Below are 22,831 nucleotides of genomic sequence, written 5' to 3'. Positions count from 1 at the left end.
CTAACCGCAATAGTGTCACGGTGTCCAGGTGGACTTCTCTCGCGTACAGCTGAGCGAGGACGACCGGGCGTTCCGCGACGAGCTCCGCAGTTTCCTGCGTTCGGTCGTGACCGACGAGGTCATCCGACGGGATCGCGAGACGGGCGAGAACTTCGACGAGGGCGTGCATCTCGCACTCGGAGCGGCGGGCTATCTCGCCGCCGACTTCAAGGACGAGGCCGAGGGCGGTTTCAGTGTGGTGCGCCGCCGCATCTGGGAACTGGAGATCGGCCGCGCCCACACCCCATGGTTCCACTGGGGCACGACGGCGATGGTCGCGCGCTGCGTGCAGCAGTTCGGCTCGCCGCAGCTGCAACGGGAGGTGCTGCCGAAAGTGCTGTCGGGCCATTACCGGCTGTGCCTCGGCTACACCGAACCCGAGGGCGGTTCGGACGTCGCGACCTGTAAGACCCGCGCCGTGCGCGACGCCTCGGGAGACGCGTGGGTCATCAACGGCTCCAAGATGTTCACGTCGAACGCGCAGAACGCGCAGTACGTCTTCCTGATCACCAACACCGATCCCGATGCGCCCAAGCACCAGAGCCTGACCATGTTCCTGGTGCCGCTCGCTTCGCCGGGTGTTGAGATCCAGCCGATCCGCACCGTGGACGGCGATCGCACCAACATCACCTACTACAGCGACGTCCGGGTCGACGACAAGTACCGGATCGGTGACGTCAACGGCGGCTGGTCGGTATTGCGCGAGGCGCTCAACGCCGAGCACGGCACCGTCGAGCGTGACGACGAGGGTCTGCAGAAGTTGGCGGCGATGAGCGAGCATCTGCTGTTGCTGGGCGAGGCGGTCGACCGCGTCGCGGCGGTGGCGGGCGACGAGGACTCCGCCCGGTATCGCCTCGGTCGCGCGGTCGCCCGGACGGAGGCCGCGGCGAGCACGCCGGAGATGTACGGCCGGGTGGCGATCGCGCAGACGATGCGCGACGTGGCCCCGGACCTGATGGACCTGCTCGGCGCGGCCGCGGCCCTGCCTGTCGGTGTCGGGGGCGCCGCCGACGACGGGGGAGCGGAGTACATGTTCCGGCTGGCCGGGCCGACCGGGATCTACGGCGGCACGCTCGAGGTGTTCCGCAACATGATCGCCCAGCAGGCGTTGGGGCTCGGCCGCCCGGCGTATGCGCCGCCGGTGAAACGCTAGAGCCGGGCGATCACCTCGGAAGCCAACAGCTCCAGCGTCTGATCGGAGCCGCGGTCGTGGGTGAACAGCACAATCTGGCCGAAACCCTGTGACTGCAGTTCGTGAATGCGGTCGACGACCGTCGGCGGTGTGCCGACCAGTCCCGCTTCGGTCAGCCCGAACGCCGGTGAGCCGAAACGCTTCTCGGCGAGCCGGCGCACCTCCGGCAGCGACGCGTCGTCGGGTGCCAGCGCCATCACCGCCTCGACCGACAGCATGATGGTCGACGGGTCGCGGCCGATGTCCTCGCAGATGGCCCGCAGCGCCGTCACTTTGGACTGCAGCGTACCGAGCGCATAGGTGGGCACGTTCCACACGTCGGCGTAGCGGGCGACCAGCGGCAGCGTGTACTTCTCGCCGACACCGCCGACCACGATCGGCGGCCTCGGCTGCTGGACCGCGCCCGGTGTCACGGGAAAATCCTTGACCGTGAAGTGCTTGCCGGTGAAGTCGATTCGCTCGTCGGCGAAGGCCTGGGTCAGGATCTCCAGTGTCTCGCCGAGCCGCTCAGAACGCTCGCGGAAGGATCCCCAAGGCAATCCGACCCGGTCGTGCTCGTCCTCGATCGACCCGCTGCCGAGTCCGAGCTGCAGCCGGCCCGCAGAGATCTGGTCGAGCGTGGTGACCATCTTGGCCAGCACCGCCGGATGACGAAACTGGTTGCACAGCACCATATGTCCGATGCGGATGCGCTCGGTGTTGCTGAGCAGCGCCGTCGCCAGCGTCCATGCCTCCAGCGACGGGTAGCCGGGTGCGCCCGGGCCGTACAAATGGTCGTAAAGCCACAGCGAGTCGATGCCGAGTCCCTCGCACCGCCGGGTGCGGTGCAACATCTGCTCGTAGGTGAAGCCCATCTGCGGCAGGTAGACGCCGATCTCGGGCTTCGTGGGTCCGGCGTGAGTCACGTCCGCAGTCCAATCGTCGGCAACGCTGTACTTTCCGCGATTCGCATGGTAACGACATTCTCAGAAATCGAGAAGAATGTTCTAGGACGGGACAATACTCATATGCGGTTCACCTTCACCCACCCGATGCACACTCACCCGTACAACCCGGAGTTGGTCACCGGTAAGGGGATTGCGACGGTCGCGGCGGCCGCAGAGGCCGCGGGTTTCGATGGATTCGGCTTCACCGACCATCCCGCGCCGACGCAGCGCTGGCTCGAGGCCGGCGGACACGACGCCGTGGACCCGTTCGTGGCGATGGGTTATGCCGCCGCGACCACGACCACCCTGCGGCTCATCCCGAACATCGTCGTGCTGCCGTACCGCAACCCGTTCGTCGTCGCCAAGGCCGGCGCCACGTTGGATCTGCTGTCGGAGGGCCGGTTCACGCTCGGCGTCGGCGTGGGCTATCTCAAACGGGAGTTCACCGCGCTGGGAGTCGATTTCGAGGAACGGGCCGCGCTGTTCGAAGAAGCGCTGGAGGTGATCCGCGGAATCTGGACCACCGACGACTTCTCGTATCGGGGGCGGCATTTCACCGCCAGCGGCATCACGGCGCATCCACGACCGGTCAGCGATCCGCATCCGCCGATCTGGATCGGCGGCAACACCGCCGCCGCCCGCAAGCGCGTTGTTGCCTACGGCGACGGTTGGTGTCCGTTCCCGGCGCCCGCGCTGCTGGCACAGACGGCTCGCACCGCGACGATGGACACCGAGACCCTCGCTACCGGAATCGATGATCTCCGTCGCCGGTTCGACGAGGCCGGCCGGGACTGGTCGCGCATCGACATCACCTTCACCAACCCGGAGGGCGGCAGTCCGGGTAGCGACGATTTCAACGCCGACGCATACCTCGCCGGCCTGGAGAAGCTGGCCGCGACAGGTGTGACGTGGGTTCAGGTCGGGCTGCCCGGCGACAGCCTCGCCCATGTGCTGGAGACCATCGAGCGGTTCGGCAAATCGGTGATCAGCGCCGCCGCCTGACGCCGAGCCCCTCGTCGAAACTGCGGCCAGATCGCAGTTTCGTGCGCATCGGCGATCTCTCAGCAGTCTCGGCGCACCAAGGCAGCCCCCGGAAGTTCCGCCAGTACCTCGGCGCGGCCGGCGTCGAAGCTGAGGAAACCCTTCACGGGCAGTGTTTCCGGCGGGGGATCCGGATAACTCCACGCGACGTCGTCGACCACCGCGTCGCCGACGGCCGCCGACCAGTACGTCGCGTATCCCTTGTAGTTGCAGTAGCTGCTCGTCTGCGATGGCCGCAGCAGGGCGGTCCGCACGTGCGATGGATCGACGTAGAGGCGCGGTTGCAGCGACGTCTCGAAGACGATCACCGTCTCGGTCGTGTCGACCAGCTGTTCGCCCGCCACCGTCACGCGTAACCGGCGACTTGTCGGCCGACAGTCGACCCGGTGGTACGGGTTGGGCGGGTAGTGCACCAGCGTGCGGCCCTCTTCCAGCCAGGTGTCGACGGCCTCCCACGGCACCCGGACGAATCCGGGTGCCTCCGGAACGGGTTCACCCGGGAGGTCGCCGACCTCGCCGACCGGAAACGCATAGCTGAGCGGGTGGTCGCGACGGTGCACCATCAGCGCCCGCTCGGTGTCGATGACGAGGCGGCCGTCGAGAAGCGCCTGCACGCGTCGCGGATGGGGCTCGATGAACACCACTTCGGCGGGCAGCGGCGGCGTGAACCAGCCCGCCGGATCTTTGCTCAGCGGGCCGCGGGCGGCGACGAGACTCATGCCGCACAGCTTTACAAATCTCGGCCGCAGCGTCACTTCTTCGCCGAATTTGCGTGGAAATGCGGGCAATTGGGAAACCGGTAGCAGCGAGCGTGAGGGGTGAGATGAAGCGACTCAACGGCGTGGACGCGTTGATGCTGTACAGCGAGACGCCCGAGATCCATATGCACACGCTCAAGATCGGCATCCTCGACGTGTCGGGCGTCGACGGCTACTGCTTCGACATGTTCCGGGAGGTGGCGTATCCGCGGTTGATGGCGCTGTCGGCCCTGCGCTATCAACTCGTCGACATCCCGCTGAAGCTGCACCATCCGATGTGGTGGGAGAACCCCGACATCGACCTCGACTACCACCTCCGGAGGGCGCGCGTACCAGCGCCGGGTGGGCGCCGCGAACTGGACGACCTGATCGGCGAGATCGCCTGCACGCCGTTGGACCGCAGCCGTCCGCTGTGGGAGATGTATGTCGCCGAGGGACTGGCCGACGACCGTGTTGCGATCATCCACAAGGTTCATCACGTGCTCGCCGACGGCGTCGCATCGGCGAACCAGATCGCCAAGGCTTTCGAACCCGGCCAGCCGTCGCCGGTCAGGGCGGTTCCCGACCCCGCGGCGCGGACCACTGCGCAACTGCTCAAAGCCGCCGGCCGCGACCACGCGCACCTCATCCGCCGATTGCCCAGGCTGGTCAACGAGACCGCCGCCGGGGTGTCGCGGGTGCGCAGGCGCGCCAGGGAGCGGGGTCGGCATCCCGATCTGGCCCGCAACTTCGCCCCGCCGCAGACCTTCCTCAACCACGTGGTGTCGCCGGGCCGGCGGTTCGCGACCGCACCGTTGAACCTGGCGGAGGTCAAGCAGACCGGCAGGCAGCTGGGCGTGACGCTCAACGACGTCGTGTTGGCCACCGCCGCCGGCGCGTTGCGCAAGATGCTGCTGCGCTACGACGGGTGCGCCGACGCGCCGTTGATCGCGGGCGTCCCGGTGAGTACCGACCCGTCGCCAGATCGGTTGACCGGCAACGAGTTCACCTACATGATGCCGTCACTGCCGGTGCACATACCCGATCCGCTGGAACGGGTCCGGCTCACGTCGGTCGCGACGAGAATCGCCAAGGAGAGCCATCAGCTGCTGGGGCCGACGGTGTTGCCGGCGTGGATGTCCTACCTGCCGCCGGCGTTGGCCCCCCGATTCTTCCGGATGCAGGCCCGCCGGATGGAATCCGGCGCGGTGATGAATCTGACCATCTCCAACGTGGCGGGCCCCCGCGAACGCGGACACGTCGCCGGCGGCGTCGTCAGCGAGATCTATTCGGTTGGGCCCGTCGTCACCGGCAGCGGAATGAACATCACCGTGTGGAGCTACGTCGACCAGCTCGCCATCTCCGTGCTGACCGACGACCGCACGCTCGACGACCCGCACGAGGCGACCGACGCGTTGCTCGAGGCGTTCGCCGAGATACGGCGCGCCGCCGGCCTCCCCGGCGAGCTGGCCGCCGTGGATTCGGCGCTGCCGCTGGCCGGCGCGGCGCGCTGAGCGGCCTGGGTCCGACCAAACCGAACCTTTACAGATCGACACAATAGTGTCACGCTCTATGCGTGCCGTGACAGCCCCTCGTCCGGCTCGCTGATCTGATCGGATGGGAACTCGGATGGGAACTATGCCAACTCGACTGCCGACTCGACCCCTCACCGATGACTACGTATTGGCCGACGAAGCGCGGGCCGCCGAGGGCCGGATCAACCAGCATCAGCTCACCATCCTGGCCGCGGGCCTGGCTGACGTGGTCGGGATGGCCGGCGGTTGGCTGTTTGACCGGGCGCGCGCCGGATGGGATGTCAGCGTCCGGGTCGAAGGCTGCCGGGATCTGCGGCCGCTGATGATCCTGGGCGCCAACGTTGTCGACGAGTCCACCGAGACCGTCCTGTCCGACCTGCCCCCGGGGGCCGCGCTGGCGGTCAGCGCAGAATTGCTGAACGACGATCCGCACATGCGCGCCCACGTCTTCGAGCTGGTGAACAGTGGCGACGCCGAGGTGATGGCGTGGGGCGACGTCTGGCCGGCGCAGCTCGGAGGTCATGTCGACGCCACCGAGCACCGGTTGAGCGTCGCGGCGCGCGCGTTCAAGGCCCGGGCGCTGGCCGCCGCCGAACTGGCGCCGGCTGTCGGCGCCACAGAGACGTTCTTCGACCTGGGGGCCGAGTCGCCGTTGCGGCCCCTGTGTTCGGTCTAAGTGCCCGGTCTAGCGAATCCAGCCGCGCCGGCGCAGCCACCAGTCGCGGATCACCGCGGCGACGATCAGCGCGGCGAACCCGATCAGAAAGAAGTCCTCGACGTGGCCGACATGGTTGCCGTGCATCAGGGCCAGCAGAAAGAGGGCCGCCAGCAGTCCGCCGATGTGGAAGAACCTCGGGTTCTCCTTCGACCAGCCCCATTCCGCGGACGGCACGTCTTCGACGTCGACTCCGGTGTGTCGCTGCACCTCGGTGCTGGCCACGGCTGCTCCTCACGGTCGGGCTTGGTACTGGCCCACATTCTGGCATAGGCCTACTACGCGCGGCCGTAGGGTGATGCCTCATGACGCATCAGTTCGACGGCAAGGTCGCATTCATCACCGGCGCGGCGCGCGGGCAAGGTCGTGCACACGCGGTCCGATTCGCCGAGGAGGGCGCCGACATCATCGCGGTCGACCTCTGCGAGCAGATCGACAGCGTCGCCTACCCGATGGCCACTCCGGAGGACCTCGACGAGACCGTCAACCTGGTGGAGAAGACCGGCCGCAGGATTGTGGCCGAACGCGGTGACGTCCGCGACTTCGAGCGGCTACAGGAAATCGTCGCGCACGGCGTCACCGAACTGGGCCGCCTCGACTTCGTGCTGGCCAACGCGGGCGTACTGCCGGCCATGGGCGAGCATCGCGGCGAGGTCGCGGCGTTCGTCGACGCGGTGGACGTGATGCTCAAGGGTGTCCATTTCACGATCGAGGCCGCGTTACCGGCGATGCTGGCGCACGGCGACGGCGGAGCGATCGTCATCACCAGCAGCGCAGCCGGATTGAAGTCCGTCAGCCCCGGTGTGGACACGATGAGCCACGGCGCCGCCGGTTACAACGCCGCCAAACACGGTGTCGTCGGCCTGATGCGGTACTACGCAACGTCTTTGGCGGAGCGAAACGTCCGGGTCAACTCCGTGCATCCGGGCGGGGTCGCCACGCCGATGATCCTCAACGACGCGGTTGCCGGCTACCTGACGGAGCACCCGAAATTCGGGGAATCGCAGATTCCGCTGCTGCCGGACGGGCTCGTGACACCGGAGGCCGTCAGCGACGCAATGGTGTATCTGTGCGGCGCGTCGGGCCGATACCTGACCGGGGTCGCGCTGCCGGTCGACGCCGGCCTGGCTGTCAAGTAGGCGTCAGTCAAGTGCGGCGTACCGGCGCAGCGCCTCCTTGCGTTCGGCGGCGTGATCGACGATCGGGGCGGGGTAGGCGCCGTCGTCGATCTCGGGCACCCACCGCTGCACATAGCTGCCGTCGGGATCGAATTTGGCACCCTGGGTGGCCGGATTGAAGACACGGAAATACGGCGCGGCGTCGGTCCCGGTGCCCGCCGCCCACTGCCAGCCATGCTGGTTGTTGGCCATGTCGCCGTCGACCAACTGATCCAGGAACCAGCGCGCCCCCCACTGCCACGGCAGGTGCAGATCTTTGACCAGGAACGAGGCGACGATCATCCTGACGCGGTTGTGCATCCAGCCGGTCTGGGCGAGTTGACGCATCCCGGCATCGACGATGGGAAAACCCGTGCGACCGGCCTTCCACGCCTCGAACCGCTTCTCGGCCTGCGGTCCGCCGTCCAACTCCATCGCGTCGAACGACGAGTTCCAGTTCCACCAGACGCTGTGCGGCCACTTGTTGAGTACCGCGGCGTAGAAGTCGCGAAAAGCCAACTCCCGCAGGTAAGCCTGCGCGCCTTTGCCGCGGCCGATGTCGACCGCCATGGTGCGCGGATGGATCGCGCCGAACTTCAAGTGCGCCGACATCCGGCTGGTGGCGTCCAGATCGGGGCGGTTGCGGACGTCGGCGTAACCGGCAAGCCCGTTGTCCACGAACGTCTTCCACTGTTTGCGGGCAGCTGTCTCACCGGCGGGTGGATCGAGTTCGGCTCCGAGATCGGGGATCTCCACTGCGCCGGATACCTCGGCCGGGTCGAGCCAGCGCGCCGATGTGGGCCCCGTTTTGGCCGGCGCGCGCCAACCGTGGTCGCGCCAGCTCCCATAGAACGGGCTGAACACCTTGTACGCGCTGCCGTCGGGTTTGGTGACCCGGCCGGGCGAGACCAGATACGGCGAGCCGGACGCTTCCAGTGGCACCTCGCCGAGCGCCGTGCGAACCGCGTCGTCGCGCCGCCGGCCGAACGGCGAGTAGTCGGCGGAGATGTGCACCGCGGATGCACCGACGGCCTTGGCCGCCAATGGTATTCGCTGTTCCGGTCGGCCTCGTGTCACCAGCAGCTTGCCGTCGAGATTGTCGCGTAGATCGCGTAACGCGTCGTAGAGGTACTGCAATCGGCGCGCACCCGCCGACGCTTCGAGCCGGGGGTCGAGGACGTAGCAGGCGAGGACCTCGCCGTCGTCGGCGGCGGCATCGAGCAGCGGCGGCAGGTCGTGCAACCGCAGATCGCGACGAAACCACAACAACGTGGGCATGGCATTGATGCTGCCCCGAATTCGCGATAGAGAAACAGGATGGAGTTCTGGTCGGGCACCGCGTTCATGAAAACGTCAGAAATTCTCGGTCTCGCGCGCATCTTCGACGAGGCCGGCTACGACGGGATGGTCTGCTCGGACCACATGATCTATCCCCGCGAGCTCACCTCGCCGTATCCCGACTCGCCGACCGGTAAGCCGATGTGGGCGCCCGAGACCGCCTGGCCGGACTGCTGGGTGCAGATCGGTGCGATGGCCGCGGTGACGAGTCGGTTGCGGTTCTCCAACGCCGTCTACGTGGCGCCGGCGCGTCCGCTGCTGGAGGTGGCCAAGCAGGTCGCGACGGCCTCGGTGCTGTCCGACGGGCGGGTGTCGCTGGCCGCGGGCGTCGGCTGGATGCGCGAGGAATACGAGTTGATGGGCCAGGACTTCGGCACCCGCGGCAAGCGCCTCGACGAGATGATCCCCGCTCTGCGGGCGCTGTGGCGGGGCGGATGGGTGTCGTGGAGCGGTGAGCACTACCAGGTGCCGGAGATGATGATCGAACCTCATCCCGTCGCGCCGGTGCCGATCCTGTGCGGAGGAGAGTCGGAGGCGGCGCTCCGTCGCGCAGCACGACTCTGTGACGGCTGGGTCGGCTACGCCTACAAGTGGGACGACGCCGTGGGTTACGCGCAGAAGTTGCGCTCGCTGCTGCGCGAATACGGCCGCGATGGCGAGCCTTTCGCCATCATGCTGGCACTGCTGGAACCACCGTCGCCGGACCTGTACAAGCGGGCCGAGGATGCCGGGATCACCGCGGTCATGTGCAGTCCGTGGATGGGGATGGACCTGCCGTCCGGCGGTGGTGTCGAGCGCTACCAGGAGCCCATCGAGCGGTTCGCCGAGAACATCATCGCGAAGGTGCGGACATGAGGGAGGGCAGCCCGGCTCGGGGTATCGGGCTGCCCTCCAGACCTGTTGTGGCGCAAATCAATTCATCGGCGGCATCAGCACCGCGTCGATGAGGTACACGGTCGCGTTTGCGGTACGCACGCCACCGCAGACCACGTTGGCGTCGTTGGCCTTGATGGCCTCACCGCCGCCGGTGACGTCCACCTCGGCGCCCTGCACCGTCTTGTGCGTGCCGATCACCTGCGCCGGATCCGCCTGGCCGGGCACCACGTGGTAGGTCAGGATGCTCGTCAGCAGATCCGAATCGGTCTTCAATGTCTCGATGGTCGCCGGATCGAGCTTCGCGAATGCGTTGTCGGTCGGGGCGAACACCGTGAACTGGCTGCTGTCGAGGGTTTCGACGAGGTTCACGTTCGGGTTCAACTTGCCCGACAGCGCCGAGGTCAACGTGGTCAGCATCGGATTGTTCGCCGCGGCGACCGTCACCGGATCCAGCGCCATCCCCGACACCGATCCCGGCCCCGTGGGGTTCTGGGCGGCATAGTCGGCACAGCCGGGACCGACCAGGCCGGCGGCCGGATCCATCGGCCGATCCATCGGGGTGGGCGCGACGCTGGTCGCACCGGCAGTGGTCTGCGCGGCCGCGGTAGGCGCCGGGCTGCTGGTGTCGTTCGAACACGCCGAGAAGGTCAGGATCGCGGCCGCGGCCACCCCCGCCGCCGTGACGGACTTGCGGAACTCGATATTCATGCGCTGCTCCCTTGTCGCGGACGGTCGGTGCCGCCCTCTGCTGTGACACCGGAGGATTCGGATCCGTGTCGCAACGCGGATGGATTGCGTCAGATTTGCGTCACACCTGGTGCGCCGGCACTCGCCGGATGACGTCGCGACGTGCGCAGGCGGCACAATGGTCCGGTGAGTGCAAGACGGCGCGTGCTGATCCTCGGCAGCACCGGATCGATCGGAACCCAGGCGCTGGAGATCATCGGCGCCAATCCCGACCGCTTCGAAGTCGTCGGCCTGGCCGCCGGCGGCGGCAACCCGGACCTGCTGGCGCGCCAGCGCGCCGCGACCGGAGTGACCAACATCGCGGTCGCCGACGAAAGCGCGGCCGCGCGCGTCGGCGACGTCACCTACGCCGGACCGCAGGCCGTCACCCGACTCGTCGAGAACACCGAGGCCGACGTGGTGCTCAACGCGCTCGTCGGCGCACTGGGGCTCGAACCGACGCTCGCCGCGCTGGCGACCGGCGCGCGCCTCGCGCTGGCCAACAAGGAATCCCTGGTCGCCGGTGGACCACTGGTGCTCAAGGCCGCCCAGCCGGGCCAGCTCGTACCCGTCGACTCCGAACACTCCGCGATGGCCCAGTGCCTGCGCGGCGGCACCCCGGACGAGGTCGCCAAGATCGTGCTGACCGCCTCGGGCGGTCCGTTCCGCGGCTGGGCCGCCGACAAGCTGGAATCGGCCACCCCCGAGCAGGCCGGCGCCCATCCCACCTGGTCGATGGGGCCGATGAACACGCTGAACTCGGCGTCGCTGGTCAACAAGGGGCTGGAGCTCATCGAAACCCACTTGCTGTTCGGGGTGCCCTACGACCGCATCGAAGTGGTGGTTCACCCGCAGTCGATCGTGCACTCGATGGTCACCTTCACCGACGGTTCGACGCTGGCACAGGCCAGCCCGCCGGACATGAAGCTGCCGATCGCGCTGGCGCTCGGCTGGCCGCAACGGGTCCCCGCAGCCGCGCCGGCCTGTGACTTCTCCACCGCATCGACCTGGGACTTCGAGCCGCTCGACGATGAGGTGTTCCCGGCGGTGAGGCTGGCTCGCGAGGCGGGCGAAGCGGGCGGCTGCCTGACCGCGGTCTACAACGCCGCCAACGAGGAAGCGGCGGCGGCATTCCTCGACGGGCGCATCCGGTTCCCGGCCATCGTGCGCACCATCGGCGAGGTGCTGCGCGCTGCCGACCAGTGGGCCGCCGAACCCGCTACCGTGGAAGACGTACTTGACGCCCAGCGGTGGGCACGTGACCGCGCGCAGCGCGCGGTCGAGCGGGAGGTAATCACCACCAGATGATGTGGTTCATCGGTGTCGCGCTGTTCGCGCTGGCCATCCTGGTTTCGGTGGCCCTGCACGAATGCGGCCACATGTGGGTGGCGCGGGCCACCGGCATGAAGGTGCGTCGCTACTTCGTCGGCTTCGGCCCGACGCTGTGGTCCACCTGGCGCACGAACAAGCTCGGCGACCGGACCGAATACGGCGTCAAGGCGGTCCCGCTCGGCGGGTTCTGCGACATCGCGGGCATGACCGCGATCGAGGAACTCGCACCCGACGAGCGCGACCGCGCCATGTACAAGCAGAAGACCTGGAAGCGGGCCGCCGTGCTGGCCGCCGGTCCCGGCATGAACTTCGTCATCGGCCTGGTGCTGATCTACGGCGTCGCGATCGTATGGGGACTGCCCAACCTGCACGCGCCGACCACCGCGATCGTCGGCGAGACGTCGTGCGTGAAGGCCGAAGTCAGCAAGGGCCAGCTCGGCGACTGCCTGGCGCCCTCGCCGGCCGCGGCCGCGGGCATCAAGGCCGGCGACACGGTCGTCAAGATCGGCGACACCCCGGTGGCCAACTTCGACGAGCTGGTCACCGCCGTGCGCAAACTCGACGAGCCCACGCAGTTCACCGTGCAGCGCGATGGCAGCGAGTTCACCACGCTCGTCGACGTCGTCCCGGCCCAGCGCTGGGTCACCGAGGGGGACACGTCCGCACCCGAGCCGGTCGGCTCGGTCGGCATCACCGCGGCGCGGTTCGGACCGACCCAGTACAACGCGCTGACGGCGGTGCCGGGCACGTTCGCCTTCACCGGCGACCTCGCCGTGGAGATCGGCAAGTCGCTGGCCAAGCTGCCGACCAAGATGGGTGCGTTGGTGCGCTCCATCGCCGGCGAAGAACGCGACCCCGAGACACCGATCAGCGTGGTCGGCGCCAGCATCATCGGCGGCGACGCCGTCGACCAGGGGCTGTGGGTCGCGTTCTGGTTCTTCCTGGCGCAGTTGAACTTCGTGCTCGGCGCGATCAACCTCGTCCCGCTGCTGCCGTTCGACGGTGGCCACATCGCGATCGCGTTCTACGAGAAAATCCGAAACATGATCCGGTCGGCGCGCGGCATGGTGGCCGCGGGTCCGGTCAACTACCTCAAGCTGATGCCCGCCACGTACGTGATCCTCGTCGTGGTGGCCGGCTACATGCTGTTGACCGTGACCGCCGACTTCGTCAATCCGATCAGAATCTTCCAGTAGGAGAGCTATGTCCGTCGGCAGCATTGGGCAACAGATTGGACTGGGTATGCCGGCCCCACCGGCACCGGTTCTGGCGCCTCGGCGCAAGACCCGCCAGTTGATGGTCGGCGATGTCGGCATCGGCAGCGACCACCCGATCGCGGTGCAGTCCATGTGCACCACCAAGACCCACGACGTCAACAGCACGCTGCAGCAGATCGCGGAGTTGACCGCGTCCGGTTGCGACATCGTCCGGGTGGCGTGCCCGCGCCAGGAGGACGCCGACGCGCTCCCGGCGATCGCGAAGAAGTCGAAGATCCCGGTGATCGCCGACATCCACTTCCAGCCGAAGTACATCTTCGCCGCGATCGACGCCGGTTGCGCCGCCGTGCGCGTCAACCCCGGCAACATCAAGGAGTTCGACGGCCGGGTCGGCGAGGTCGCCAAAGCCGCGGGCGCCGCGGGGATTCCGATTCGCATCGGCGTCAACGCCGGGTCGCTGGACAAGCGATTCATGGAGAAGTACGGCAAGGCCACGCCCGAGGCGCTGGTCGAGTCCGCGCTGTGGGAGGCGTCGCTGTTCGAGGAACACGGCTTCGGCGACATCAAGATCAGCGTCAAGCACAATGACCCGGTCGTGATGGTGGCCGCCTACGAGCAGTTGGCCGCGCAGTGTGACTACCCGCTGCATCTCGGTGTGACCGAGGCGGGCCCGGCGTTCCAGGGCACCATCAAGTCCGCCGTCGCGTTCGGCGCGCTGTTGTCCCGCGGTATCGGCGACACCATCCGCGTCTCGCTGTCCGCGCCGCCCGCCGAGGAGGTCAAGGTCGGCAACCAGATACTCGAATCGCTGAACCTGCGTCCGCGGTCGCTGGAGATCGTGTCGTGCCCGTCGTGTGGACGCGCCCAGGTCGACGTCTACACGCTGGCCAACGAGGTGAGCGCCGGCCTCGAGGGCATGGAGGTTCCGTTGCGCGTCGCGGTGATGGGCTGCGTGGTCAACGGCCCGGGCGAGGCTCGGGAAGCAGATCTCGGTGTCGCGTCGGGCAACGGCAAGGGGCAGATCTTCGTCAAAGGCGAGGTGATCAAGACCGTCCCCGAGGCGCAGATCGTCGAGACGCTGATCGAAGAGGCGATGCGGTTGGCCGACGAAATGAACACCGGGCCCGGAACAGATACCAGCGGTTCGCCGGTCGTGACCGTAAGCTGAGTGTGATCCCACACACTGGGTGACTCCACGCCCGGCGTCGGTTAGAAAGAGTTCCCATGTCGGCACCGCCGCTGTTTCGTCACGTCGACGAACGACGGGTTTCCGTGGTGCGCGACGTCGGCGCCGTGATGCGGGTCCTCGACGAGGATCCGGTCGGATCCTGCATGTTCGCCTGCCGGGTGGCCGAACACGGTGTGGAGCCGTCGGCGATCGGCGGCGAACTGTGGACGCGGCGCCGGGCCACCGAATCGCTGTGCTACGCCGGCGCGAACCTGATTCCGTTGCGCGGCGCGCCAATTGATCTCCATGCATTCGCCGAGAAGGCGATGAGTACCGCGCGGCGCTGCTCCTCGCTGGTCGGGCGGGCCGAGTTGGTGCTGCCGATGTGGCGTCGACTGGAGCCGGCCTGGGGCACCGCGCGGGACGTGCGCGAGCACCAGCCGTTGATGGCGCTGAGCACGCCGCCCCAATGCGTCGTCGATCCCGCCGTGCGCCAGGTGCGTGCCGACGAACTCGACGCGTACCTCGTCGCCTCGATCGACATGTTCATCGGCGAGGTCGGCATCGACCCGCGCCTCGGCGATGGCGGCCGCGGTTACCGGCGACGGGTCGCCGGACTGATCGCCGCGGGCCGCGCCTGGGCCCGCTTCGAGCGCGGCGAGGTCGTGTTCAAGGCCGAGGTCGGCTCGCAGTCACCGACCGTCGGGCAGATTCAGGGTGTCTGGGTGCACCCCGACTGGCGTGGACGCGGCCTGGGCACCGCGGGTACCGCCACCTTGGCGGCGGCCGTGGTGCGGTCCGGTCGCACCGCGAGCCTGTACGTCAACGACTTCAACACCGTCGCCAGAGCCACCTACGACCGCGTCGGCTTCCGACAGGTCGGAACGTTCGCGACGGTTCTGCTCGACTGACGGTTCCCGCCCGTCCGACTGTCCTACGCTCACGTCATGGCTGACGACGATCGCACAATCGCGCGCAGAGAGATCGCCGACACGATGGTCCGGGCCCTCGAGCGGCGACACGAACTTCTCGACGTCATCGTGGATTCCGAAGACTACGACGCGGCGATCGAGGCGATCGCGGGCATGCTCGGCGCGTCGCACGTGGCCGCCGAAGCGGTGCTGCGGTTGTCGTTCGACCGGCTGACCAAGGTGTCGCGGCGCCGGATCGCCGCCGAACTCGAGGACCTCAACAATCAGCTGAGCTTCACCATGGGCGAACCGGCGCGCACGGCCGACAGCCTGGTGTTGCGTCCGTTCCTCGCCGCGGCCGACCGGGACATCTTCGCCGCGCGGACCCAGGATGTCCGCGAGTCGGGCGACGGGTCGCGGGGGCCGGCGGGCGACCTCGACGACGAGATCCGCGCCGGGTTGCGGCGCGTCGACGCCGAGGAGGCCGCCTGGCTGGTCGCGGTGCAAGGCACCGAGAAGGTCGGAATGGTATTCGGGGACCTCGTCGGCGGCGAGGTGAACGTGCGGATCTGGATCCACCCCGACTACCGCAAGCAGGGGTACGGCACCGCGGCGCTGCGCAAGTCGCGATCGGAGATGGCCGCCTATTTCCCGGCGGTGCCGTTGGTGGTCCGGGCGCCGGCCGCGGGTTCCTAGCCGCGGGGACGGTGCCGGTGCCGTTCGGCCGACGGGCTCGTCACACGGCTACCGCTTGGCACACCGATCGACGTTTTGCATGTCACTTCTCGGACTTTCGCTGCAAGGTGTAGGTGAGTGTGACTGGTGATGCAAATCCCGGTGCGCCTCCCGCGAATGCAGGTCTCGAGTTCGTAACATCTGCCCCAATGGCAACTACAGCAACACGTGTCGCAGCCCTGCTGGCGGTCGGAGGAGTGGTCGTCAGCCTCAACAGCGCCTGTACGCCCAGGCCCGCCGGACCCGAACCGGCCGCCGAGAAGTTCTTCGCCGCGCTGGCCACCGGCGACACCACCGGCGCGGCCGAACTCAGCGACCGGCCCGCCGAGGCGCGCAAAGCGCTCAACGAGGCGTGGGCGGGATTGCAGGCCACGCACCTGGACAGCCAGATCCTGGGCTCCAAGTACGCCGAGGACACGGGAAGCGTCACGTACCGCTACACCTGGCATCTGCCGAAGGACCGCACGTGGACCTATGACGGACAGCTGAACATGGTCCGCGACGAGGGCCGCTGGGAGGTTCGGTGGAGCACCACCGGACTGCACCCGAGACTCGGCGAGAATCAGACCTTCGCGTTGCGCGCGGACCCACCGCCGCGGGCCTCGGTGATCGAGCGTGGTGGCACCGAGGTGCTGGTGCCCGGCTACCACTACAGCTACGCGTTGGATGCCGGCGCGGCAGGCGAGGAGTTGATGCCGACCGCGCGCGCCGTCGTCGACGCACTGCGGCCGTTCGACAACACGCTGGACCCGCAGCGGCTCGCGGAGCAGGCCAGCTCGTCGAAACAGCCGCTGAACCTGATCACGCTGCGCAAGTCCGACCATGACCGGGTGGCCGCCGCGATCGGGACGCGACCCGGTGTGGTGATCACGCCGCAAGCCGAAATGCTGCCCACCGACGAAAGTTTCGCGCCCGCGATCGTCAGCGAGGTCAAGAACGCGGTGGTCGACGAACTCAACGGACAAGCGGGATGGCGGGTGGTCAGCGTCAACCAGAACGGTGTCGACGTCGGCGTGCTCAACGAGGTGCCGGGTGAGCCCGCCCCCTCGATCACGATCACCCTCGACCGCGCGGTCCAGAACGCCGCGCAGAACGCGGTCGACTTCACCGGCAAGAAGGCGATGATCGTGGTGGTCAAACCGTCCACCGGCGAGATCCTCGCGGTGGCGCAGAACGCGTCGGCCGACGCCGAGGGCCTGATCGCCACCAACGGCCTGTATCCACCGGGATCGACGTTCAAGATGGTGACCGCGGGGGCGGCCATCGAACGCGACATGGCCACCCCGAACACGTTGCTTCCGTGCCCCGGCACGATGGACATCGGCCACCGCACGGTGCCCAACTACGGCGGGTTCGACCTCGGCACCGTGCCGATGTCGCGGGCCTTCGCCAGTTCGTGCAACACCACGTTCGCCGAACTGGCCAGCCGGATGCCGCCGCGCGGTCTGACGAAAGCCGCGGCGAAGTACGGCATCGGCACCGACTACGAGATCGAAGGGCTCACCACCGTGACCGGGTCGGTGCCGCCGACGGTCGACCTCGCCGAGCGCACCGAAGACGGCTTCGGGCAGGGCAAGGTGCTGGCCAGCCCGTTCGGCATGGCGATGGCCGCGGCGACCGTCGCGGCCGGGAAAACGCCCGTGCCGCAACTCATTCAGGGCAGGCAGACGGTGGTGCACGATGCGCCGGAGCCGATCAGCCAGAAGATCCTCGACGGGCTGCGGCCGATGATGCGACTGGTGGTGACCAACGGCACCGCCGAGGGTCTGCAGGGTGCCGGCGACGTCCGGGGCAAAACCGGTGAGGCGGAGTTCGCGGGCGGTTCGCACTCCTGGTTCGCCGGCTACCGCGGCGACATGGCGTTCGCCGCGCTGATCGTCGGTGGGGGCTCCTCGGAGTACGCCGTGCGGATGGTCAAGGGCATGCTCGACGGGCTGCCGCCGGACTATCTGGCCTGAGTAGCCTGTTTCCTACAAGGCCATGACCATCGACAAGCACGACGCGATGCGCGTCTCCGACGCCGACCGCAACGGCACACTGCGGCGGCTGCACAACGCCGTCGCACTGGGCCTGATCGACATCGAGGAGTTCGAGGAGCGCTCGGCGGCGGTGGCCAGCGCGCGGCTGCACTCCGACCTCGACGCGCTCGTCGGCGACCTGCCGGGACCCGGTGCGATCGTCACCTCGGCAGCCGACCGGGTGGAGTTGCGCGGTGTGTTGGGCTCGCTCAAGCGGCACGGCGAATGGACCGTGCCCAGCCGGCTCGCCCTGCACAGGCGGATGGGTTCGGTGGATCTGGACCTCACGAGGGCGCGGTTCGCCGGGCCCATGGTCGTCATCGAACTCGACCTGAAGTTCGGTGGCCTCGCACTGCGGCTACCCGACGGCGCCAGCGCCTCGATCGACGATGTGGAGGTCGCCGTCGGCAGCGCGCACGACCATCGCCGGGACGCGCCGGCCGAGGGCACGCCGCACGTCATCCTGACCGGCAAGGTGGTCTGCGGCTCGGTGGACATCCGAGGACCGCGCAAATCCTGGTTCAAGCGTGGCTAACGCCTGAACAGCGCCGCTCCGGTGCGGATCAGCTGTCCCCAACCGGCGGGACGGCCCGCCAATTTCACCGCCAGCGGCGCGGAGTCGAAATACGAAACACGTTCGGCGATCAAGCCGTTGGTGAACGTGAACCGGTCGACCGCATCCCAGGCGATCGGCTTGCCGCCGTAGGTTCCGCTCAGCGTGAACTCGATGAACACCTCGTGGCGGCCATGACCGACGCGATGGACGTCGGCGTGCAGATCGGGCACCAGTGCGAACAACCGCTGAAACGACGCCCGGCAGGCCCGCTTGCCGCGCAGCCGGCCCATCATCGGCTGCACCAGCACGATGTCGTCGCTCCACAGCGCCTCGTGTTTCGCCATGTCAGGGGTGCGCCAGGTATCGGCGAACCGTTCGGCGAACCTGGTGGCGAACTCGTCGTCAACTTCGTCGATCGTCATGGCGCAACGCTAGCGGGGATCGAGCACCGCGAAGCTCAACGTCGACCGGGCCGCCAGCCGGTCGCGGCCGACATCGGTGACGTCGACGGCGGTGACGATCAGCCGCTTGCCGGCGCGCACGATCGTGGCCTCAGCCCGTGCGGGCCCCACGACGATCGGCGCGACGAAGTGAACGTTGAGGTCGGTGGTCGTCACGCTCTGGTCCGACCCCACGTGGCGGGCGGCCAGCCGGCCGGCGGCGATATCGATCAGCGTCGCGACCAAGCCGCCCTGCAGCGCCCCCCGGATGTTCGTCAGGTCGGGCCGGTTGTCCATCTCGATGATGAGCCGCTCGTCGGTCTCCACCACATCCCGCATACCCAGGCGACCGAGCAGATGGCCTGGTGTGACCTCCATCGGCACCGACTCGCTTAGCATAGCTATACGTTAGCACTGTTCTCCACTACGGAGATTGCCGTTCTCGTGGCTATCCTTGGCGTCATGCCTGTTCGTACCGCCCTTCGCCCCGGCGTGGTGTCACCCACGCTGCCGGTGCCCAGCTCGATCGCCCGGCCCGAATACGTCGGCAGGTCGACGGCGCGCGAGGGCGACGAGCCCTGGGTGCAGACGCCGGAGGTGATCGAGAAGATGCGGGTCGCCGGCCGGATCGCGGCGGGTGCGCTCGCCGCGGCCGGTAAGGCCGTCGCGCCCGGTGTCACCACCGACGAACTGGACCGCATCGCCCACGATTACATGGTCGAGCACGGTGCCTACCCGTCGACGCTGGGCTACAAGGGTTATCCGAAGTCCTGCTGCACCTCGCTCAACGAGATCATCTGCCACGGCATCCCGGACTCGACCGTCATCGAGGACGGCGACATCGTCAACATCGACGTGACCGCCTACATCGACGGGGTGCACGGCGACACCAACGCGACGTTCCTCGCCGGCGACGTGTCCGAGGAGCATCGCCTGCTCGTCGAGCGCACACATGAAGCGACGATGCGCGCGATCAAGGCCGTCAAACCGGGCCGCCAGCTGTCGGTGGTCGGCCGGGTCATCGAGGCGTACGCGAACCGGTTCGGCTACAACGTCGTTCGCGACTTCACCGGGCACGGCATCGGCACCACCTTCCACAACGGCCTGGTCGTGCTGCACTACGACCAGCCCGCCGTCGAGACCGTACTGGAACCGGGTATGACGTTCACCATCGAGCCGATGATCAACCTCGGCGGGCTGGACTACGAGATCTGGGACGACGGTTGGACGGTCGCCACCACGGACAAGAAGTGGACCGCGCAGTTCGAGCACACGTTGGTGGTCACCGACGACGGCGCCGAGATCCTCACCGTCGCCGACTAGGGCGCCTCGATTGTGAATCTGACGACGCCCAGACGCGGATTTCCGTCGCCATTTTCACAATCGGCGGGCGGCGCGCTGCTGGTCGCGGGCGCCACGTCGGACGCCGGCAAGTCGATGGTGGTCGCCGGGCTGTGCCGGCTGTTGGCCCGCAAGGGTATTCGCGTCGCGCCGTTCAAGGCGCAGAACATGTCCAACAACTCCGCGGTCACCGTCGACGGCGGCGAAATCGGCCGCGCGCAGGCGATGCAGGCGCGCGCCGCGGGCCTCGCACCGCACTCGCGCTTCAACCCGGTCCTGCTCAAACCGGGCAGCGACCGCACTTCCCAACTAGTCGTGCGCGGCAAGGTCGTCGACACCGTCAGCGCCAAGGACTACTTCACCCACCGCGACCGGCTCGCCGCGGTGGTCGCCGACGAACTCGCTCAGCTGCGCTCCGATTTCGACGTCGTCATCTGCGAGGGCGCCGGATCTCCTGCCGAGATCAATTTGCGCGCAAACGATCTGGCGAACATGGGGCTGGCACGTGCGGCGGGCATTCCGGTGATCGTGGTCGGCGACATCGACCGCGGCGGGTTGCTCGCCCACCTGTTCGGCACCGTCGCGGTGCTGGACGAGGAGGATCAACAGCTCATCGCCGGGTTCGTCGTCAACAAGTTTCGCGGCGACCCGTCGCTGCTGGCACCCGGACTGGCGCAACTGCAGCAGCTGTCCGGACGACCGACCTACGGTGTCATTCCCTATGCCGACGGGTTGTGGCTCGACACCGAAGATTCCGTCTCGGTCGTGGCGCACCGCGTGGTCGGCGAACCGCCGCCCCCGCGCGGGCGGGAGTGGCTGCGAGTGGCCGCGATCCGACTGCCTCGCATCTCCAACTCGACCGACGTCGAGGCACTGGCATGCGAACCCGGCGTGCTGGTGCGCTGGGTCACCGACCCCGCCGATCTCGCCGACGCCGACGTGGTCCTGCTCCCCGGCAGCAAGGCCACCGTCGCGGACCTGGACTGGCTGCGCCGCAGTGGCCTGGCCGAAGCGCTGGACGCACACGTCGCCCGCGGCCGGCCCGTGCTCGGCATATGCGGCGGCTTCCAGATGCTCTGCACGCGCATCGACGATCCGGTGGAGTCACGGGCCGGCGTCGTGACGGGCCTGGGCCTGCTCGACGCGGACATCGTCTTCGCCGCCGCCAAGACCCTGCGGCGCCACCAAGAACCGTTGTCGGGCTATGAGATTCACCACGGCCAGGTCAGCCGCTCGGCTGAGGACGAGTGGCTTGGCTCGGGCATTCCAGTCGGTCTTCGCCGCGGCGCGGTGTACGGCACACACTGGCACGGGCTGCTCGACAACGACGCCGTCCGCCGGGCGTGGCTGGCCGAGGCCGCCGCCGCTGCGGGCCGCACCGGATTCGTCGTCGCCGACGACGTCGACGTCAGCGCTCGCCGCGACGCCCAACTCGACCTGATGGCCGACCTGTTGACCAGCCATCTCGACATCGACGCGATTCTTGCCCTGCTGGACGACGGCGCCCCGGCCAGGCCCACCGTCGTGACCGGATTACGGCGATGAGCTGGCGACACGGGACGGCGGTCGTCCTCGCAGCGGTGACGCTGACCGGATGCGCCCATCAGATCGCCGGCACCGCGACGTGGCCCGGCGCCCGGTTGGATCGGACATTGCTCACCGCCGCCGACTTCCCGCAGGGGGTGCAATACGACCGCGTCGTCCGCGAGCCGGGGCGGGGCGACGGCGCGGGACCCCCGCCGGCCATGCTGTCGCGTCCCGCAGGCTGCTCGGAGGGGCTCACCCGGGTCATCGCCGAGTCGGCCGAACGGGGGCCGGGCAGCGCCGCCGAGTACGTCGTCGGCTACGACGGCACCCGTGTCGTGATGACGGTGTTGACGTGGCATCTCGATCTCGACAAGTTGGCGGCCACAGCGGAACGCTGCGCACAGTTCCAGACGTTCTTCGACCCGTTCTCGCCCGGCATCCCGATGACGACGACCAAGATGGACAGCACCCGCAGCGACGCGCTCGTCTACGAGCAGACGATGCGCCTGAGCGGCGTCGACAGCCGCGTCTACTTCTCGTTCGAGAACGTCGGGACCATGGCCGTCTACGGCATCGCGTTTCCGGTGCCGAATCCGACCATTCCGGTCAAAGCCGCGCTGCCGCAGACCTTTCTGGACATCGCGGCCCGGCAGGCCGAGCGTGTTCCCACGGGCTGACAGGAGTGTTCACCTGCCGCGAAACGACCGCGGCGGCCCAGCGGCCGCTGTAGCGTGTCCCAATGCCATCCACCACGGTCACCGTTGAGGGAATCAGCGTGCCCGTCGATGTCGCAGGTCCCGACAAGGGCTCTGTCGTGGTGGTGCTCGGCGCGGCGCACCAGTCGACCGCCGCCTACGACGCGGTCTGTCAGCGGCTGCACACCGCGTCGCTGCGCACCGTCGTCGTCCCTCCCGATCCGCGGCTGACCGCCAAGTCGGTCGTGGCCATCCTCGACGCGCTCGACGTGAAATGGGCGCTGCTCGTCGGCGACCGCATCGGCGGGGAACTGGCATGGGAACTCGCCGCGACCCGACTCGACCGGTTCATCGGGCTGGTCGTCATCGACCGCGGACATCCGCGCGTCGCCGACGCCGCCGGCGTCATCCGCGACGAGCACTGCCCGCCGGTGGAGATGAACACCACCGCGCTGGTCAGCACCCCCGCCGCCCGCGCGATCGCCCGGGCCAGCCAGCGGTACGTGTACGGCGACTATCGGATGGTCGACCTGCTGGGCAGGCGCAACGCTCACGAATCGACGGCGCAGCTGGCCGCAGAGATCGTGATGCGCACCAGCACCTGGTAGC

The 22,831-nt window shown here is 68.2% G+C and carries 24 protein-coding genes; 17 read left to right on the top strand and 7 right to left on the bottom strand.

Annotation, left to right across the window (positions count from 1 at the left end):
• Positions 1–28 precede the first annotated feature (28 nt).
• Positions 29–1,192, top strand: coding sequence for an acyl-CoA dehydrogenase family protein (locus AU185_RS14840; protein ID WP_059099712.1), 1,164 nt, complete (start codon positions 29–31; stop codon positions 1,190–1,192).
• On the opposite strand, the gene AU185_RS14835 is transcribed toward AU185_RS14840, so the two are convergent.
• Positions 1,189–2,136 carry an LLM class flavin-dependent oxidoreductase gene (locus tag AU185_RS14835; RefSeq protein ID WP_286131904.1) on the bottom strand — a complete coding sequence of 316 codons (948 nt, stop codon included), beginning with the start codon at positions 2,134–2,136 and terminating at the stop codon, positions 1,189–1,191. The genes AU185_RS14840 and AU185_RS14835 overlap by 4 nt on opposite strands.
• A gap of 102 nt (positions 2,137–2,238) precedes the next feature.
• Here AU185_RS14835 and AU185_RS14830 point away from each other — a divergent pair, with 102 nt between their 5' ends.
• The gene (locus AU185_RS14830) at positions 2,239–3,159 is read left to right on the top strand and encodes an LLM class F420-dependent oxidoreductase (protein WP_059099713.1); all 921 of its coding nucleotides are present in this window, start codon (positions 2,239–2,241) and stop codon (positions 3,157–3,159) included.
• A 59-nt stretch (positions 3,160–3,218) separates the two neighbouring features.
• Here the strand turns inward: AU185_RS14830 and AU185_RS14825 are convergent, their stop codons facing one another.
• Positions 3,219–3,917 (bottom strand): DUF427 domain-containing protein, encoded by a 699-nt coding sequence (locus AU185_RS14825; protein ID WP_059099714.1) that lies wholly within the window; start codon positions 3,915–3,917, stop codon positions 3,219–3,221.
• Positions 3,918–4,021: 104 nt separating this feature from the next.
• On the opposite strand from AU185_RS14825, the gene AU185_RS14820 reads away from it, so the two are divergent.
• Together AU185_RS14820 and AU185_RS14815 are read left to right on the top strand one after the other, a co-directional pair.
• On the top strand, positions 4,022–5,449 hold the full coding sequence (locus AU185_RS14820) for a WS/DGAT/MGAT family O-acyltransferase (RefSeq protein WP_059099715.1): 1,428 nt from the start codon (positions 4,022–4,024) through the stop codon (positions 5,447–5,449).
• Between the two features lie 124 nt (positions 5,450–5,573).
• The gene (locus tag AU185_RS14815) at positions 5,574–6,146 is read left to right on the top strand and encodes a hypothetical protein (protein ID WP_231740319.1); all 573 of its coding nucleotides are present in this window, start codon (positions 5,574–5,576) and stop codon (positions 6,144–6,146) included.
• Positions 6,147–6,155: 9 nt separating this feature from the next.
• Here the strand turns inward: AU185_RS14815 and AU185_RS14810 are convergent, their stop codons facing one another.
• On the bottom strand, positions 6,156–6,410 hold the full coding sequence (locus tag AU185_RS14810) for a DUF2631 domain-containing protein (RefSeq protein ID WP_059099716.1): 255 nt from the start codon (positions 6,408–6,410) through the stop codon (positions 6,156–6,158).
• Positions 6,411–6,490: 80 nt separating this feature from the next.
• Here AU185_RS14810 and AU185_RS14805 point away from each other — a divergent pair, with 80 nt between their 5' ends.
• Complete coding sequence (locus AU185_RS14805) at positions 6,491–7,324, top strand: mycofactocin-coupled SDR family oxidoreductase (RefSeq protein ID WP_059099717.1); 834 nt, start codon at positions 6,491–6,493, stop codon at positions 7,322–7,324.
• Between the two features lie 3 nt (positions 7,325–7,327).
• On the opposite strand, the gene AU185_RS14800 is transcribed toward AU185_RS14805, so the two are convergent.
• Positions 7,328–8,620 carry a cryptochrome/photolyase family protein gene (locus AU185_RS14800; RefSeq protein WP_059099718.1) on the bottom strand — a complete coding sequence of 431 codons (1,293 nt, stop codon included), beginning with the start codon at positions 8,618–8,620 and terminating at the stop codon, positions 7,328–7,330.
• Positions 8,621–8,659: 39 nt separating this feature from the next.
• On the opposite strand from AU185_RS14800, the gene AU185_RS14795 reads away from it, so the two are divergent.
• Positions 8,660–9,535, top strand: coding sequence for a TIGR03619 family F420-dependent LLM class oxidoreductase (locus AU185_RS14795; RefSeq protein WP_059099719.1), 876 nt, complete (start codon positions 8,660–8,662; stop codon positions 9,533–9,535).
• 57 nt (positions 9,536–9,592) lie between these two features.
• Here AU185_RS14795 and AU185_RS14790 read toward each other — a convergent pair whose 3' ends face one another.
• The gene (locus AU185_RS14790; protein WP_059099720.1) at positions 9,593–10,264 is read right to left on the bottom strand and encodes a fasciclin domain-containing protein; all 672 of its coding nucleotides are present in this window, start codon (positions 10,262–10,264) and stop codon (positions 9,593–9,595) included.
• A gap of 141 nt (positions 10,265–10,405) precedes the next feature.
• Here AU185_RS14790 and dxr point away from each other — a divergent pair, with 141 nt between their 5' ends.
• The 7 genes from dxr to AU185_RS14755 all read left to right on the top strand — a co-directional run bounded on the left by dxr (position 10,406) and on the right by AU185_RS14755 (position 18,198).
• Positions 10,406–11,590 carry a 1-deoxy-D-xylulose-5-phosphate reductoisomerase gene (gene dxr, locus AU185_RS14785; RefSeq protein WP_172800390.1) on the top strand — a complete coding sequence of 395 codons (1,185 nt, stop codon included), beginning with the start codon at positions 10,406–10,408 and terminating at the stop codon, positions 11,588–11,590.
• Entirely contained in the window at positions 11,587–12,810 is a 1,224-nt protein-coding gene (locus AU185_RS14780; RefSeq protein ID WP_059099722.1) for a M50 family metallopeptidase, read from the top strand. Before dxr ends, AU185_RS14780 begins: the two co-directional genes overlap by 4 nt.
• A gap of 7 nt (positions 12,811–12,817) precedes the next feature.
• Positions 12,818–13,999, top strand: a complete 1,182-nt coding sequence (gene ispG, locus AU185_RS14775; protein WP_059099723.1) for a flavodoxin-dependent (E)-4-hydroxy-3-methylbut-2-enyl-diphosphate synthase — start codon at positions 12,818–12,820, stop codon at positions 13,997–13,999.
• Between the two features lie 56 nt (positions 14,000–14,055).
• Positions 14,056–14,910: a GNAT family N-acetyltransferase gene (locus AU185_RS14770; RefSeq protein ID WP_059099724.1), complete on the top strand. Its 855-nt coding sequence runs from the start codon at positions 14,056–14,058 to the stop codon at positions 14,908–14,910.
• Positions 14,911–14,946: 36 nt separating this feature from the next.
• A complete protein-coding gene (locus AU185_RS14765) occupies positions 14,947–15,606 on the top strand; it encodes a GNAT family N-acetyltransferase (protein ID WP_059099725.1) in 660 nt (219 codons plus the stop codon).
• A gap of 188 nt (positions 15,607–15,794) precedes the next feature.
• Positions 15,795–17,603, top strand: a complete 1,809-nt coding sequence (locus tag AU185_RS14760) for a penicillin-binding transpeptidase domain-containing protein (protein WP_059099726.1) — start codon at positions 15,795–15,797, stop codon at positions 17,601–17,603.
• Between the two features lie 22 nt (positions 17,604–17,625).
• The gene (locus tag AU185_RS14755; RefSeq protein WP_059099727.1) at positions 17,626–18,198 is read left to right on the top strand and encodes a DUF1707 SHOCT-like domain-containing protein; all 573 of its coding nucleotides are present in this window, start codon (positions 17,626–17,628) and stop codon (positions 18,196–18,198) included.
• On the opposite strand, the gene AU185_RS14750 is transcribed toward AU185_RS14755, so the two are convergent.
• Positions 18,195–18,641, bottom strand: coding sequence for a nuclear transport factor 2 family protein (locus AU185_RS14750; protein WP_059099728.1), 447 nt, complete (start codon positions 18,639–18,641; stop codon positions 18,195–18,197). The two genes, AU185_RS14755 and AU185_RS14750, sit on opposite strands and share 4 nt — an antisense overlap.
• A 9-nt stretch (positions 18,642–18,650) precedes the next feature.
• Positions 18,651–19,037, bottom strand: coding sequence for a PaaI family thioesterase (locus tag AU185_RS14745; protein ID WP_059099729.1), 387 nt, complete (start codon positions 19,035–19,037; stop codon positions 18,651–18,653).
• 84 nt (positions 19,038–19,121) lie between these two features.
• Between AU185_RS14745 and map the strand changes: the two genes are divergently transcribed.
• The 4 genes from map (at position 19,122) to AU185_RS14725 (ending at position 22,830) form a co-directional block, all read left to right on the top strand.
• Positions 19,122–19,982 (top strand): type I methionyl aminopeptidase, encoded by an 861-nt coding sequence (map, locus tag AU185_RS14740; RefSeq protein ID WP_059099730.1) that lies wholly within the window; start codon positions 19,122–19,124, stop codon positions 19,980–19,982.
• Between the two features lie 18 nt (positions 19,983–20,000).
• A complete protein-coding gene (locus AU185_RS14735; protein ID WP_286131907.1) occupies positions 20,001–21,545 on the top strand; it encodes a cobyric acid synthase in 1,545 nt (514 codons plus the stop codon).
• Complete coding sequence (locus tag AU185_RS14730; RefSeq protein WP_059099731.1) at positions 21,542–22,204, top strand: hypothetical protein; 663 nt, start codon at positions 21,542–21,544, stop codon at positions 22,202–22,204. The genes AU185_RS14735 and AU185_RS14730 overlap by 4 nt, the downstream gene beginning before the upstream one ends.
• Positions 22,205–22,266: 62 nt before the next feature.
• Entirely contained in the window at positions 22,267–22,830 is a 564-nt protein-coding gene (locus AU185_RS14725; RefSeq protein WP_059099732.1) for an alpha/beta fold hydrolase, read from the top strand.
• Position 22,831: the final 1 nt, after the last annotated feature.

Source organism: Mycobacterium sp. GA-0227b (genome assembly GCF_001499855.1).
In the GTDB taxonomy this organism is placed as follows: Bacteria; Actinomycetota; Actinomycetes; order Mycobacteriales; family Mycobacteriaceae; genus Mycobacterium.
The sequence above is the reverse complement of the archived record's forward strand: the minus strand, read 5'-3'. Positions and strand labels throughout refer to the sequence as shown.